Origin of the sequence: Pseudomonas sivasensis (genome assembly GCF_021391435.1) — a bacterium.
Taxonomy (GTDB): Bacteria; Pseudomonadota; Gammaproteobacteria; order Pseudomonadales; family Pseudomonadaceae; genus Aquipseudomonas; species Aquipseudomonas sivasensis.
Genome location: NZ_CP090029.1, coordinates 1295691 through 1311177 on the forward strand (window position 1 = coordinate 1295691; position 15487 = coordinate 1311177).

Genomic DNA, 15487 nt, shown 5'->3' on the forward strand with positions numbered 1-15487 from the left:
TCAATTGGGTCAGAGCCTGTGGGAGGGGGCTTGCTCCCGATGGCGGTGATTCAGTCAGCACATCTGTTACCGAACCACCGTATTCGCGAGTAAGCCCGCTCCCACAAGGGGGAGCGTCAATTTCAAAAGCTAATCAGCGGGTCGACACCGGGCGCTTGACCCAAACTGGCGACAAGCTCGAACCCGAGCCGGTGACATACAGCACCGCCGCTTCACCACGTTCCAACGCAACCGGCTTCACATCGCCGACTTTCTTGTCACCGTCATACAACGCCAGGCTTACTTTCACCGGGTTGATTTCGCGCTCGCCACGGCCTTTGGCAGCCACCGACTTGACCACATCAGTCTTGCCATCGGCGGTCTTCAGGGTCAGGGCCTTGTCGCTGAGGTTCTGCACGCGCACCAGAGACTTTTGCTTGTTCTTGAACGGCGGTTCCTCGATCAGTTGAGGTTGGCCGCTGCCGCTGTTGACCAAGGTGTAGTAGTGATCGGCGGCGAGTTTGACCGGCAGGCTCTGGCTACCAACCTTGGCGCTGTAGTCACCGCCCGGCATGAAGCTGAAGTCGCTGCTGGCCAGTGGCGCAACCTCGTTGAGATTGGTGTTGCCGACGGTGGCGCTGACTTCCTGGTTGCTGGCGTTATAGATACGTACGAAGCTCGAACCTTTTGGCGCGGTAGGGCCGTAGAGCGCGGCATCACCACCGGCGAAGGCGGACAGGGATACGAAGCTCAGACCGGCAGCAATAGCCAGGGTTTTAGCGAGACGACGAGGAGTTGTAGTGAAAGTCATGTGAGTTACCTCTCTTTCAGTTTTGCGCCCGGTCGGGCGTCTCGGATTTCTGATTTTTAATAGCTGGGGTGTTCAGTGCCATGTTCTGTTGGCGCGAACCGGCTTGTTTAAGTTGCGCAACCCACGCGGGGTCGGCATCACCGATTTCGTTGTTTACGGGCAGATAACGTTCAGGAAACTCCCAGATCAGCACCTGTGGCGGGCTGTTCTTGAAGTCATCACTTTTCAGGTAGCTGAGCATCGGCAGGATCGGGCCGTGGCCGTCTTCGGAGTAGTTGATGACGTCGCTGCCCAAGGCTTGCTTGAGCGCACCGACAAAGTTCCAGTTCGGGTTGGCGCTGTAGCTGGTGCCCACGAGTGCCACCGGGGTTTCGCTGTCGGCAAACAGCGCGTCGTCGCCTTTGGTTTCGGCCAGGTGCGTGACGCGTTTTTCCAGCGGTTCTTTGGGCGGCATCAGGTTTTCGAACAGCGGGTCCAGGGGCAGGAACAGACGCAGGTCGCCTTTGTGTGGCTCGGTCTTTTCAGCCTCGGTGACAAAGCGCTGTGGCTCGCCGCTCAGCGGGGTCTTGTCGGCAATCGCCTTGGCCAATTGCTTGGCGGCGACTTCGGCACCGTCCGGTGTCCAGTGGGTGTCGGTGCGCAGGAACACTTGCTTACCGCTCAACTTGGCCTGTTGCAACGGGCCGAGCAGGTCGGGAGCAGGGATGTTGTCTGCGGCAACACGGGCATGGAAGTCCTGGTACAGATTGGCGTGGATGCTCGCCGGTTTTACTTCACCCAGGTGTTCCGGGTACAGGCGCACCTTGGCCGGCACGATCGCCATCACCAGTTGGATGCCTTGGGCCTTGAGCTTCTGGCGTACGCCTTCGACCAGCGCGTAGTTGCCTTGCAGGTTCTGGTCTTCGTTGACGGCGGGGTTGAACTCCTCGTCGCTGTACAACCAGTGATCGCGGCCCAGCACCACGCCAGGGCGGCCTTCATTGAACAGCTTGTAATCCAGCGCCGCCCAGAGGTTGGTGCCAAGGCGCTTGATCGGGAACTCGTCGTCGTAGTGAGTCTCGACGGCCTTGGTCCAGCGGCCGTTGAGCACCGTGGCCTCGGCGTTGGTGCTGAAGCCAAAGAAGCTACGCAGCGACCAGGCGCCCAGGGCCAACAGCAGCACCATGAACAGGCTGATATAGAGGACGCGTAATGAACGGGTCATGGTCGGCTCCCTCAGAATTGGAAGTAAAGGAACGGCGAGAAACTCTGCGCCGACAGTTTGAGAATCGACGCCACGAACAGCAGCAGCACCGCAGCGCGCATGGCGTAGCGTGGCCAGTCAGCGGTCCAGTAGGCCGGTTGCACGGCGGCGTCCTGGCCAACGGTGAAACCTGGCTGGTGGATGCTGCCGGGGTTGTCGCCGGGTACCGCCTTGATCAGGCTTGGGTCGACAGGCTTGGTTTTTTCAGCAGGGCGGTTGGTGTAGAAATCGCGCAGGCCGAAGAACGCCAAGGTTGCGTACGCCACCACCAGGGTCGCCACTTGCAGGCCGGTGAGGTTGGCGCGGTTGAGTTCCGACAGCGACCACTCACCAAAGCTGAACATCGCACCGTACATACGGCCGGCGACGTGCAGGTTTTCGGAGCGGAAGATCACCCAGCCCATTACCACCAGCAGGAAAGTGAAGGCCCAGCGGAGGACGTTGAAACTGCGCGGCGCGGTATTGAGGCCAATGGCTTTTTCAATCGCCAGCCACATGCCGTGCCAGGCACCCCACACGATGTAAGTGATGTTCGCACCGTGCCACAGGCCACCGAGCAGCATGGTCAGGAACAGGTTGCGGTAGGTGGTCAGCGTGCCTTTACGGTTGCCGCCCAGAGTGATGTACAGGTAGTCACGCAGCCAGGTAGAGAGGCTGATGTGCCAGCGGCGCCAGAACTCGGTGATCGACTGGCTGATGTACGGCTGCTTGAAGTTTTCCATGAAGCGGAAACCCATCATCAAGCCCAGGCCGATGGCCATGTCGCTGTAGCCGGAGAAGTCGAAGTACAGCTGCGCGGTGTAGGCCAGCGCGCCGAGCCAGGCATCGCCCGTGGTCGGGTTTTGCAGGGCGAAGCAATGGTCGGCCACCACCGCGAGGGTGTCGGCGATGAAGACCTTCTTGATGAAACCCTGCATGAACCGCGTGCAGCCCTCGGAAAACTTGTCGAGGGTGTGGGTGCGGTTGTTGAACTGGTCAGCCAGGTCGCGAAAACGCAATACCGGGCCGGCGATCAAGTGCGGGAAGATCGCCACGAATGCCGCAAAGTCGATCAGGTTGCGCGTCGCCGGAGTGTCGCCACGGTACACGTCGATGATGTAGCTGATGGACTCGAAGATGTAGAACGAGATCCCGATCGGCAACAGCACGTGGGTCAGGATGAACGGCTCCAGGCCGGCCGACTTCATCATCACGTTGATGCTGTCGACGCCGAAGTTGGCGTACTTGAAGTAGCCGAGGATGCACAGGTCGACCACCACGCCCAGCAGCAGCCAGCGTTGGGCCGGCTTGGTGCGCACGCCGGCTGCACCGACCTTGAGGCCGATCCAGTAGTTCCACAGCGTCACCGCCGCGAACAGCGCCAGGAAGTCCACTCGCCACCAGGCGTAGAACACGTAGCTGGCAATCAGCAGCAGCAGGTTGCGATAGCGTTGCCCGCTCAAGTAGTACAAGCCGAGAAAGATCGGCAAGAACAGAAACAGGAACACATTGGACGAGAAAACCATCCCGATCTCTCCATGTTTAACCAACAGTCAAGGGCCGCAGCCCCCCCAAACCCCCCCACGAAAAGACGGGGGGGCGGTACAACAATTTCACTGGCAAGCGCGGTTCAAGTGTGGGAGGGGGCTTGCCCCCGATAGCGGTGTGTCATTCAACACAGAGGGCGACTGTTACACCGCCATCGGGAGCAAGCCCCCTCCCACATTTCTAACCGTGTTCCATCAGCTGCCTTTGTTGCCTTTTTCGTGCGACGGGTCGTAGACCTTGGTCAGGTCACCCCCGAGGCGGAAGGTCTTGAACGGCTGCATCCCGTGTTTGCGCTCCACCACATCTGGCGCGCAGGTGTAGAGGGTGCAGAAGGGTTCGAGCCAGGCGAATTTCATGTCCTGCTTCAAGTCCTTCATGTCCTGCTCTTTACCGTTCTTCTGTTCGAAGATCTCCGGATCCTTGACCCCGGCCAGCACTTTGTCGCCCAGGCGTTTGAGCGCGCTGTTGTTTTCCTGGCGCAGATCAACACCGTTGACCAAGGCAAAACTGGCGATCATCGACAGCGGCGGCAGGGCGTAGTTGTGGTACGACAGGGCGCGTTGCTGACGCTTCAATTCGTTGGGCAAGAAGCCTTGGTCGTCGACCTGATTCACGCCGACCTTGTATTCCTTGACCGCCCAATCAAACAGGTCGCGACGGTTGGTGGCGATGGACGTAGCCATCACTGACCAGGCGGCCCAGTAAGAGTGGTTGTTGGTTTTTTCCAGGGGCAGATTGTCCCAATCGCTTACCACTTGGTCGGCCAGTTTGTTGAACCAGGCTTCGATCAGCTGCGATTCCTGCTGGTGATTGGCCAGCGGGTGCGAGTCGGAGAACTTCAAACGCACATAGGCCGAAGCCATGCTGCCCAGTGCCCATTTGCGCATGGACTTGCCGGTGTGGTTGAAGTCCTTGGACATCAACGCATCGGCCTTGGCCCACGACACCAGCCAGTTCAAGGTGCATTCAAGCTGCTCTGGGCGACCGTCACGCATGAACTGCATCACGCGTTTGCTGGTGTCTTTTTCCAGCTTGGTGATGTCGGCCGTGCTGTCACGGAAGGCTTTTTCCGACTGCACGTTCAGCGTGGAGCGGGCCTTGTCGGAGCCTTCGTACTTGCTGCGAAACTGCAGAGGCCCGGTGTAGGGCGTCGGCATGGTGTCGCAGTTTTCCTTGAAGTCGCCCGTCTTGAACGCTTCGATTGGTGCGAAGTAGCCCTGGGGCGGACGCAGTGGGGCGGCGGCGTTGACCGAGCCGGCGAAGATCGCCAGGCCCAGCAACGATGGAATCCATAACTTCTGCATAAGTAACCTCATTGCCCGAGTGAGGCAGTCTTCTGACCGCCGCTTGGGAATACGTTGCGTGTGCAAATTTTCGCTTCGACCTTCTGCGCGGCAGCGCCCGCTTCGGGGCCCTGCACTTCCACGGCCAGCAAGTTCTGCGAGGCCCAGTCTTCATCGGTGCGCAGTTCAAAGGCGAAACGCCCGTCTGTATCGGATGTTTCGGGTTTCTCGATCTTGATGTCCTCGTGGCGCCCGTTCATGTACCAGAGGGTGGCTTGCAAGGTTTTCACCGATGGATCGGCGAAGCGGATATCAACCTGATGGTTGGCGTTGCGCAGGTCTTTGTTCGAACTGTTAACCATCAATTCGTTCTTGCCGGGTTTCAATGTAGTGCTCGCGGTCATCTGCGCGGTCTTGCCTTCGCAGCCGTTGTCGAGCAGCGACATCATCTGGCGGTAGATGGTCTCCTGGTCCAGGCGATACAGCGGCGAGAACTCCCAGATAAGGATTTTCGGCGGGGTCTTCTGGAATTCTTCGCTGCCCAGGTACTGGATCATCGAACCTTCCAGGCCGCCGCCGGGAAAGGCCACGTTGAGAATGTCGGCACCGATTTCCTGCTCCAGGAAGCCGGCGAAGTTGTAGTTTTTGCCGCTGTGGCTGGTGCCCACGAGGGTGATCTGCGGGTTGCCCGAGTCGCCGAACAGGTCGCCGTCACCGGCTTCGCCCTTGGGCTCGGTGGTGAACTGGTCCATGTACTGGATCGCGTAGCTGGTGCCGCACAATTGCCCGGCCATGTTGTGCAGGGTGCCGGTCTTGCCCATGCGCCCGGAGCGCTTGGTCTCGAATTCACGCTTCGGAATATCGGCAAACTCAGGCATCGCACGCACTTTGGCGCCGACGATTTTCGCAGTGCGCTGGGCGCCGTATGGGGTCCAGTGCTGGTCGCCACGGAAGTAGAAATCGTGGGCCGGCAGTTCATCCGGCAGTTGCTCATTGGTGAGCGGCGACAGGTCCGGCACCACGTAGCCCATCTTGGCGAAACGGCCGAGCATGGTTTTGTAGTTGCCCAGGGCCTTGTCGAAGTCGAACTTGGCTTTCTCTTCAGGGTTGAGTTTGTTGCGGTTCACCAGGCCACGGGTCGGCTGGTAGACCACCACCAGTTCCACGCCCTTGGCCTTGAACGCATCGTGCAGTTGTTGCATGCGTTTGTAGCCGGCGGGGCTGGTGTCGAATTCGGTGCGCAAGTCTTCCTGGGTACGGAACAGCCAGTCGCCCTGGGCTTCTACCAGGGTGGTGAAGTTCTGCTGGTAGCGCGTGGTGTAGTTCTTCGCGTCATGGGCGGCCGGGCACAGGCTGCAGCACGGTTCGGCGGTGAAGGTCGGTGCCTTCAGTTCGTCGGCGCGTACGCCCTGGCTGGCCGCGAGCAGGCCGAGGGTCAGACCCGAGAGGCTCAGCAGTTTGATCATGTGTGGGTGCATAAGGGTCATCCTCAGTCCTGCATTTCGGTCTGGCGTTCGACAGGGTCGATCAGCACGGCTTTCTGCTGGCGTACCAGCAGGTCGAGAATTTCTTCCTGGCGTTCGCCTAGGACGCCGGAGAAGCTGATGCCACTGGATTTGGTCGGCGCCAGCATCGACACGCGATACAGCTCAATGCTCAGCGGCGAGTCGATGGACAGCGGCCCGCTGCCGTTCCCTGCCAGCTCACCGCCGACCACGATCAGCGAGACCTTGGCGTCGAAGGGGTCGAGGGCGATGTCGCGGTCGGTGTCGGTCAAATCCTTGATGTGGCCGTACACGCCGGTCAGGCCGTTGGCCATCGAGGTGTTTTCGTACAGCTTGATGTTCACGCTGTTACGCACACGAATGCCGTGGCGACGGTTGCTGATCACCTTGTTGCCCCACAACAGGTTGTCGCCGCTCTCATAGAGGGTGATGCCGTCAGTGTGGTTGCGGTAGATCTCGTTGTCGGCGATCAGGTTGTTGACGCTATTACGGTCGATCACCAGGCCCGACAGCTTGTTGTCGTAGCTGCGGTTGTTGAAGATGAAGCTGTCGTTCACTTCACGGGAAATGATGATGCCGTGCTTCTTCTTTGTGCCGTAGACGGTGTTGTCCGCGATGATCAGGCCGTGGGAACGGTCGTGGGGGTCAATGCCGTAGACGATGTTGTCTTTGTAGGTATTGCCCTTGATCACGAAGCCCGTGGTCTCATAGCAGTAGAAGCCGTACCACATGTCCGAGAACTCGGAGTCGATGATCCAGCCGGTCGGTTCAGGGCGCTTGAGCACCTTGGCCATGTTCGGCGTGTACTGGGAAATACTCACCCCGTACGACTTACTGTTGGCGTAGCCGAAACTGGCCATCTTGGTCTTGGAGATGTACGTCTCGGTGCCGCCCCAGGCCAGCAGGAACGGGCGGAATTCCTTCGGCGACTTGAACAGCGCCGGGCCGTTGGCCTTTTCGTCCCAACCGGTGATTTTGGTGTCACGCACAAACAACTGGCCGTCGTTGATCAGGAACGAACCGGCCTGTTGGGACAGGCGCAGCTCCTGGGTCTTGTTATCGATGTCCAGGATGCCTTTGCGCCCGACCACGATCGGCAACTTGGCCAGGAACACACCCGGCGAGGTTTCGCTGAAGTACTGCTTGGGCACTTTACCCAGCAAGTCCTTGAGGTTCATGTAGCCGTCGTCGACAAAGATCGCCTGGGGAATGCCGTGTTGGCGCACTACCCATTCGGCCATCTTGTTGTCGCCGCCGATAAAGTCCTTGAGGGCGTCTTCCTGCATCATGCGGCGGATGCTGATTTTGCCGGGCTTGCTGCGCACGATCTTCTTTTCCATCGCGGCGGCGGTGTAACCCGACAGGTCCGGCAGGGTCGGCTTGGCCATTTCCAGCGGCGCCGTAGGCGGGCTGGAAATGGTGTAGGTCTTGGCCTGTTGCAGTTCCTTGGCGATGGTCGGCGCCTTGGCCGCCGTATCGGCGAACGCTGTGGCGCTGGCCATCAGCATTGCCGCGACGAGTAGGCTTTGAGCATTCATTGCGCAGGCTCCCATCAGAATTTCCAGACCACGTCGACAAAGGCGCGGTGCATGTAGGAGTCGACTTTGCTGCCATAAGCGTCGCCCGGTTTGAACACACCGGCACGGAAACGCACCAGGGCCGAGGGTTCGTCAACCGACTGGCTGAGCGCGGCCGGCAGAAGGCCTTTCTTGAAGTACTTGGTGACGACCAGGTCCATCTCCTGACCGAGGTCTTTCTTGCCGTCGGCCAGTGGCAAGGAGGTGCTGGCGACGATGTCACCGGCGGCGTCGGTGGTGTTATCCAGCGCGGCAATGCCGTTGCTGCTCACCGGCTTGTTGCCATCCACGCGCCAGAACTTGTGGTACACCAGGCTGGCGTCGTAGTCCTCGCGCAACTGCCAGGACCCGAACAGGCTCATGGACTGCATGTTGTTCATCTCGCCGCGAAACGCTTCGCCGAAGCGGTGCACGCGGGACTGAGTACCGGTCCAGTTCGAACGGTTGCTTTGCAGGCCGTTCTGCTCGTAATCGGCGCTGGCGCGGGAGTAAGCCGCACCCACTTGCCACTGCGGGTCGAGGCGCAGGCGCACGCCGATATCGGTGGCCCAGCCACTGAGATTGTCACTGCGCTTGGCCTGATCAGGGCTCGAACCGTCGGACTTCAACGCGTTGACCTTGTCGCGGTCGCCACGCATGCCCGTCACGCTTGCCCAGTAGTTGACGGTGTTGGTGTTGCGCCAGTTGTAGGCGTCGCTGTTGGCTTCGATGCCGAGCCAGGTCAGGTCGCCGTTTTCGCGCTTGTCCAACGAGTCGGTGGGTTGACCCGGTTCCGGGTAGTCGAGCTTGCCGTTGTCATGGGTGTGATGACCGCGCAAGCCGATCCACTGGCCTGGCGTCCACTGGTAAGCGGCGTCGGCGTAGAGGTGCTGGCGGTCCTTGTCGACAGGCGACAGTTCCTTGAGGTCGGTGCGGTATTCGCTGAAGCGTTCGGCGACGCCCACGTTGGCTTTGAGCAAGGTGGTGTCGAAGGTCCAGTTCAGCGCTTCGATGTTGGTGTCGCGCCATTGGCCGTCGTCATTGCGCAGGCGTTGGCGACCGAGCTTGAGGATCTCGCCAGGGTAGGGCGTGAAGCCGCTGTAGCCGACCCAGAATTCACGCATCGCCAAGTAGTTCTTCTTGGTCTTGCGGTCGTTGTTGGTGGTTTGCTGGTTTTCGTCGTCGGCCGACTGTTGCAGGGTGTCGGTCTCGATGATGTCGCTCGATGCAACCGCCTGGCCCATGGCGTAGGCGCTCCAGTTGCCGCTTTCACCGTAGATCCAAGGGCGCAGGTCGATACCGACGCCGTTGACGTCGCCGCCTTTTTGCGTGCCCAGGTCGCGGTCATCTTCGGACTGGCCGGTGATTTTCACTTCCAGGCCGAAGTTCTTGGCTTCGGTCAGCGCGGCCAGGGTCGGGCACGACCACAGCAGGGCGAAGGTCAGGCCAATACCGGCCTTGACGAATGGATTGAGCTTCATAGGGATTCCTCGCCGTCGTCTTCTTCATCCAGGGCGTGCAGTTGCAACGTGCTCTGGGCCAGGGTGCCGCGGGCGGCCAGTTCCTGTTGCACCAGGCGTTGGCCCTGGGCGCGTTGTTCCGGCGTCAGCGGTGCTTCAAGCTGGGTGGCCAGCTCAACGGCTTGCGGGGTGTCCTGGGCTTTGGCCAATTGGCTGAAGACATAGGCGTTCAATGGGTCGGGCTTGGTGCCCTTGCCTTGGGAAAACAGTTGGGCGATGGCGAAGTCGGCGCTGTTCTGGCCGTTTCGCGCCGCGGTCAGCAAGTGGTCCAGGGCCTTTTGCGGGTAGACCTTGCCGAGGTAGCCACGGCGGTAGATCTGGCCGAGGTAGTAATCGGCAGCGACTTCCTTGCCCACGGCTTTTTCGAAGTGCGCTTCGGCGGCCTTGGCATCGGCCGGTACCCACTTGCCTTCGTAGTAGAGCTTGCCCAGGAGCAGTTCGGCGCGAGGCTGGTCGGCCGCGCGGCCGTTGTCGAGGTACTTCATCATTTGGTCGACGTCGCCCAGTTCCGGGAAGTCGTAGAGCAGTTGCGCGAGGCTGACCCAGGACGCCGGGTAGCCAGGGGCGATTTTTTCCAGCAGGGCCTGGGCGGTTTTTTCGTCCGGCGTGCCAAGGGTGGCATCGCCGAGCACACGGGCGACGCTGTCGACGCGCTGGGCGGTGACGGTGCCACGGCTGTAACCGGCTTCCATCTGCTTGAGCAATTCGGCCTGTTTTTCCGGCGCGGCTTGTTTCTGATAGACCGTAGCCAGCTCGACGTAGCAGATATCGGTGGTGTTCAGCGCGGCTTTGCAGATGCGCTCCACATCATCCAGGTGCTGGTCGTAGGTGCCTTGGGTGCGATACAGCAGCACTTGCGCAAGGCCGGCTTCCGGGTAACCGTCGGCCTGCCATTTGCTGATTTGCTGCTGGGCGTTCACATTCGGGAAGCTGTGCGGGTATTGCAGGTACAGCATCGCCAGTGGAATCAGGGTGTTGCCTTCACCATTGGCAAAGGCTTTTTTCAGCAGGCCTTCAGCTTCATGGTGCTCGGCTTCGGTGGAGCCAGGCTTGGCCACCAGCAGGCGTCCCAGGCGAGCCTGGGCGCGCGGCGAAGTGTCTGCCGCTGCACGGTAAGTGGCTTCGGCCTGTTTGATTTGCGCCGGATCGCGGGTGCCTACCTGGATATCGGCCAGGCCCACTTGGGCCTCGCTGTAACCCAGGTCTGCCAGTTGCTGGTAATTCTGCTGCGCGGTGACGGTGTCGCCACGCTTAAGCGCTTCATTGGCCAGGCGTTGGTCGGGCAGGCCGGCGCAACCGGCGAGGCTCACCGCAATAGCCAGCAACGCCACCGAACCCATGTGGGAGGGGGCTTGCTCCCGATACAGGCGACCCGGTCCGTCAGGCAAACCGCGCTGATCCCATCGCGAGCAAGCCCGCTCCCACAGGGATTGCGGTGTTTTTAGGCGCGTCATCACAGGCATCTCCTCGCTTACAGTCCGGCAGCCATGGCTTTATCGATCAGCCAGTTCAGCGATGGGCCACGGTCGCTGGTGACTTCTACCGGGCGGCCGGCGAATGCGCTGTCCAGCGGTGCATCAGGCTTGATCTGTACGCGGATGTCGGAGGACAGATCGGCGCTGTTCAGGCTGGTGCTGCTGACGATAGTGCCGGTACGCACTTGGTCTTCGTCGGCAACCTGGAAGCTCACTGGCGTACCTGGGCGCACGTCGCCGAACTGGCGATAGGTGAAACGCGCTTCCACATTGGCCGGAGCGCCGCGTGGCACCAGTTGGAAGATCACATCGCCTTTGCTGGCGTACTGACCGTCGGCGACCATTTGCTGGGCAACCACGCAATCACACGGCGAGGTCAGGGTGCCGGTCATTTGCTTGCCGAACAGTTCTTCAACCTTGGCCGGTTGCAGCTGGTCTTCGTCCAAATGGCCCTTGAGCACATCCAGCATGCTGGTGCTGAAGGTCGCCAGCGGCGCGCCTTTGGCGGCGATCGCGTCACCTTTGAGCAGGCTTTGCACGGTGCCGTCGCGCGGCATCGTCACGTTCATACCCGGCACGCTGACCAGACCGGCCTGGGCGTGGCTGACGAAGTACATGCCGTACACCGACTTGAAGACAAACCCGAACGCCGCCAGGCCCACGATGAAGATCCCCGCGCTGAACGTCACTGCACGCAGGCGACCGAGTGCGGTCATGCCGCTGCCGCTGTCCTTGACCTTGCGCGCCTTGGTGAAGTTGTCGCGTTGCAGGGTCGCCAGCACGTCACCCATGGACACGATGTCGCCGGACAAGTGCGAGGTGATCAGGTGGCGCAGGGTGGAAATATCCTGCTGTTCCAGGTTCTGGAACTGGCAACCGGTACGGCCGCTCTGGCGGTCGTAAGAGCGGATCTGCAATTCGACATCCATCGCCAGACCGAGGTTATCGATCACGAACTGCAGGCGGCCCTTGTGCACTTCGCCGACGTTAAGCGGTTGGGTTGCAGTGAATGCCAGGCCACCGGCGGACAGGTCCAGAACCCGCGCTTCGGTGGGTTTGCCGTCATTGCCGAAGAAGCGCAATTTGGCCGGGATTTTTACCCGTGCGTGTTGGCGTTGGGCTTCGGATTCGTGGACAACATTGACGTTTGCTTGGCTGTTCATAATTTTCGATTTCCTAGTTAATTCAGGCTTGGCAGGGTCAGACCATCATCAGCAACACGGCGACGAAAATGCTGCCGGCGGAGAAGGTCATGGTCCGAGACGACCAGGTGTTGAACCAACGTTGAAAGCTGGCCAAATCGCGGGTCAGTTTGGTGTCCTGGCGAGTCCAGGACTGTTGATCAAGGCGGAAGAACACGTAGATCTTCACCAGCGCGCCCATGATCTGGTTGTAATAGAGAATCGCCGGGTAAGCCGGGCCGATCTTGTGGCCGGAACACGACAGCAACAGCGTGAGGATCAGGCGGGTAATACCGATCCACAGCAGGTACGCGAGGATGAACGCGCCGCCGTATTTGAAGGTGGCGATAATCGCCACGGTCAGGCCGAGCAGGGAGGTCCACATCGACACGCGCTGGTCGAACAGCACCACGCTGGTGAACAGACCGAGGCGGCGTACGCCCAGGCCGAGGGCGCGGGAGTTCTGGCGCAGGTTGTTGCCGTACCAGCGGAACATCAGCTTGCGGCTGGCCTTGATAAAGCTCTTTTCCGGCGGGTGTTCCACGGTGTTGATCGCGGCGTCCGGCACGTAGAAGGTGTCGTAGCCCAAGCGCATCAGGCTGAACCAGCTGGACTTATCGTCGCCGGTGAGGAACTTGAAGCGGCCCAGGCGCCAGTGTTGCAGCGAGTCGCTTTCCACGTCGGCGATAAAGCCCGGGTCGGTGACCACGCTGGCACGGAACACTGACATGCGACCGGTCATGGTCAGCACGCGCTTGGACAGGGCCATGGAGCACATGTTGATGTGGCGCTGGGCGAAGCGCAGTTTGTGCCACTCGCTCATGATGTAGCCGCCGCGTACTTCGCAGAACTCGTTGGTGGTCAGGCCGCCGACATTGCCGAACAGCTGGAACCACGGCACGGTTTTGCGCACTACGCCTTCGGCAAGCACGGTGTCGCCATCGATCACCGCCACCACGGCGCGGTCGTCCGGCAAGTGGCGGGAGATGGCGCGGAAACCGAAGGCCAGGCCGTCGCGCTTGCCGGTGCCGGCGATGCGCACGAAGTCGAGCTTCACGTGCTCTGGAGGGTTCATCTTCTCCCAGAGGCTCTTGACCAGCAGCTCATCGGACATTTCCACCAGCGAGCAGACCACGGTGGTGGGGAAGCCGCATTCGATGGCCTCGCGGATCACGGAGCTGTAGACCTGCGCGGTGGTCAGCGCATCGATCCTGAAGCTTGTAACCATCAGGAACACGTGGGACGGGTCGGCAGACTTGCCCAGCTTGCGCACTTTACGACGCAGGTGCGGGTAGACCACGTACAAGAACAGCATGCCGCGAAAGAAATGCGTAGCACCCATCGAATAGCGCCAGATACCGACGGCGCCAATCAGGAAAATAAAATTCTTCGACTCGGAGTCGAACGTACTCGCCGGCAACAGCAGGGCGAGACCCATCAGCAGGCTGAGGAAGAACAGCCAGCCGGCGGATTGCAGTAGTACGTGTTTTAACTTGGACATAAGCATCTTCCGAAGGTGAAGGAGGTTTCAGGCGGCGAGCGCTGGGGATGGAAACGCGCGCCGCCTGAAACTTGCCGTTGCTGTTACCAGCAGATGCCTTCGGTGCGACCGGTCGCGCAGGTGGCTTTGGACATGAAGCCCACCAGGTCGATCACTTGCTTGCCGTGCGGTGCGTTCTGCGCCAGGGCGCGGAATTTCTCGTCACGGTTACCGAGGATGATCACGTCGGAGTTATTGATCACGTCGTCGAAGTCCGAGTTGAGCAGGGACGACACGTGCGGGATCTTGCCTTCGATGTAATCTTTGTTCGCACCGTGGACACGGGCGTACTCGACGTTGCTGTCGTAGATGCTCAGGTCGAAACCTTTGCCGATCAGCATTTCTGCCAGCTCTACCAGCGGGCTTTCACGCAGGTCGTCGGTACCGGCCTTGAAGCTCAGGCCCAGCAGGGCGACTTTGCGTTTGTCGTGGCCGGCAACGATGTCGAAGGCGTTCTGCACCTGGGACTCGTTGCTGCGCATCAGCGAGTTGAGCAGCGGCGCTTCCACGTCCAGGGTGCTGGCGCGGTAGGTCAGGGCGCGCACGTCTTTTGGCAGGCACGAGCCGCCGAACGCAAAGCCTGGGCGCATGTAGTACTGGGACAGGTTGAGGGTCTTGTCCTGGCAGACCACTTCCATCACTTCACGACCATCGACGCCGACGGCCTTGGCGATGTTGCCGATCTCGTTGGCGAAGGTCACCTTGGTGGCGTGCCACACGTTGCAGGTGTACTTGATCATCTCGGCAACGGCGATGTCCTTGCGGATGATCGGTGCGTCGAGTTCTTCGTACAGGGATTGCAGGACATCGCCGGAAGCTTTGTCGAACTCGCCAATGACGGTCATCGGTGGCAAGTCGTAGTCGGCGATGGCGGTGGATTCACGCAGGAATTCCGGGTTGACCGCGACACCGAAGTCGACGCCGGCTTTCTTGCCGGAGCAGTCTTCGAGGATCGGGATTACCACGTTGGCCACGGTGCCTGGCAGTACGGTGCTACGTACGACGACGGTGTGGCGGGTGGCTTTGTCACGCAGGACAAAACCGATCTCGCGGCACACGGCTTCGATGTAGTCGAGTTCCAGATCGCCGTTTTTCTTGCTCGGCGTACCGACGCAAATCATCGACAGGTCGGTATCACGGATGGCGTCGGCGAAGTTGGTGGTGCCGCGCAGTCGACCGGTTTCGATACCCTGGCTCAACAGCTCGCCCAGACCCGGTTCAACGATTGGCGATTTGCCAGCGTTGATCAGGTCGATCTTATCCTTGGAGATGTCTACGCCTACCACTTCGTGGCCACGGGCAGACAAGCAACCGGCACACACTGCGCCAACGTAACCTAGACCAAATATGCTGATGCGCATCGCATTTACCTCTGTGTTAATCATGCCAATTAATGGCCGGAGTTCATGTTTGCAAGCGTCACAAATGCCACGAAAGTTAGGCGAATAGACGCCGACTTACCGCGTACAGGCATGTTGAATAATGAGTGACTAACGATTGCACTCAAGTTGTGCGCAACTTGGCCTTATTGTTGGGACCTGCCCTCAAATGCAGCCGGCCTTCCTGGGAGAAGGGCCTGGCGCCAGTGCCGCAGGGCTTTGATAGAGGCGGCAAGCCTTTAAATATCAATGCCTTGGGTTGTGTCACTGACCATTAGGGGAGGCTTAGCCCTGGCCTTATAGGGAGAAGCAAATCATCCTTGTCGCCGCTCTTAATTAATCGGTTGGCAATATGACCAATGAGTCAAAGTTTAATATGACAACTTCGCTACTTCCGTTGGTCGCCATGTAAGTCATCTCCTACAGAAACAGAGAATTTCGTTACCGGTGGTATGAGCCGTGCTTTGGGACGAAGTTCCAGACCGCCT

At 60.1% G+C, this 15487-nt stretch carries 11 protein-coding genes; all 11 read right to left on the reverse strand.

Annotated elements, in window-relative coordinates:
- Positions 1-133: 133 nt before the first annotated feature.
- The 11 genes from LRO94_RS05765 to LRO94_RS05815 all read right to left on the reverse strand — a co-directional run bounded on the left by LRO94_RS05765 (position 134) and on the right by LRO94_RS05815 (position 14981).
- Positions 134-790 carry an alginate O-acetyltransferase AlgF gene (locus LRO94_RS05765; RefSeq protein WP_032886353.1) on the reverse strand — a complete coding sequence of 219 codons (657 nt, stop codon included), beginning with the start codon at positions 788-790 and terminating at the stop codon, positions 134-136.
- Between the two features lie 16 nt (positions 791-806).
- A complete protein-coding gene (locus tag LRO94_RS05770; protein ID WP_099601163.1) occupies positions 807-1994 on the reverse strand; it encodes an alginate O-acetyltransferase in 1188 nt (395 codons plus the stop codon).
- Between the two features lie 11 nt (positions 1995-2005).
- A complete protein-coding gene (locus tag LRO94_RS05775; RefSeq protein ID WP_032886355.1) occupies positions 2006-3538 on the reverse strand; it encodes an MBOAT family O-acyltransferase in 1533 nt (510 codons plus the stop codon).
- A 216-nt stretch (positions 3539-3754) separates the two neighbouring features.
- Positions 3755-4864 carry a mannuronate-specific alginate lyase gene (locus tag LRO94_RS05780; RefSeq protein WP_081797682.1) on the reverse strand — a complete coding sequence of 370 codons (1110 nt, stop codon included), beginning with the start codon at positions 4862-4864 and terminating at the stop codon, positions 3755-3757.
- Between the two features lie 8 nt (positions 4865-4872).
- Positions 4873-6321: an alginate O-acetyltransferase gene (locus LRO94_RS05785; protein ID WP_032886487.1), complete on the reverse strand. Its 1449-nt coding sequence runs from the start codon at positions 6319-6321 to the stop codon at positions 4873-4875.
- 11 nt (positions 6322-6332) lie between these two features.
- Positions 6333-7901: a mannuronan 5-epimerase AlgG gene (gene algG / locus LRO94_RS05790; protein ID WP_032886358.1), complete on the reverse strand. Its 1569-nt coding sequence runs from the start codon at positions 7899-7901 to the stop codon at positions 6333-6335.
- Positions 7901-9385, reverse strand: a complete 1485-nt coding sequence (locus LRO94_RS05795; protein WP_032886361.1) for an alginate export family protein — start codon at positions 9383-9385, stop codon at positions 7901-7903. Before LRO94_RS05795 ends, algG begins: the two co-directional genes overlap by 1 nt.
- A complete protein-coding gene (gene algK / locus LRO94_RS05800; RefSeq protein ID WP_032886363.1) occupies positions 9382-10764 on the reverse strand; it encodes an alginate biosynthesis TPR repeat lipoprotein AlgK in 1383 nt (460 codons plus the stop codon). The genes LRO94_RS05795 and algK overlap by 4 nt, the downstream gene beginning before the upstream one ends.
- 131 nt (positions 10765-10895) lie before the next feature.
- Positions 10896-12062 carry an alginate biosynthesis protein Alg44 gene (locus LRO94_RS05805; protein WP_032886365.1) on the reverse strand — a complete coding sequence of 389 codons (1167 nt, stop codon included), beginning with the start codon at positions 12060-12062 and terminating at the stop codon, positions 10896-10898.
- 37 nt (positions 12063-12099) lie between these two features.
- On the reverse strand, positions 12100-13581 hold the full coding sequence (gene alg8 / locus LRO94_RS05810) for a mannuronan synthase (RefSeq protein WP_032886367.1): 1482 nt from the start codon (positions 13579-13581) through the stop codon (positions 12100-12102).
- 83 nt (positions 13582-13664) lie between these two features.
- The gene (locus tag LRO94_RS05815) at positions 13665-14981 is read right to left on the reverse strand and encodes a nucleotide sugar dehydrogenase (protein ID WP_095183884.1); all 1317 of its coding nucleotides are present in this window, start codon (positions 14979-14981) and stop codon (positions 13665-13667) included.
- Positions 14982-15487: the final 506 nt, after the last annotated feature.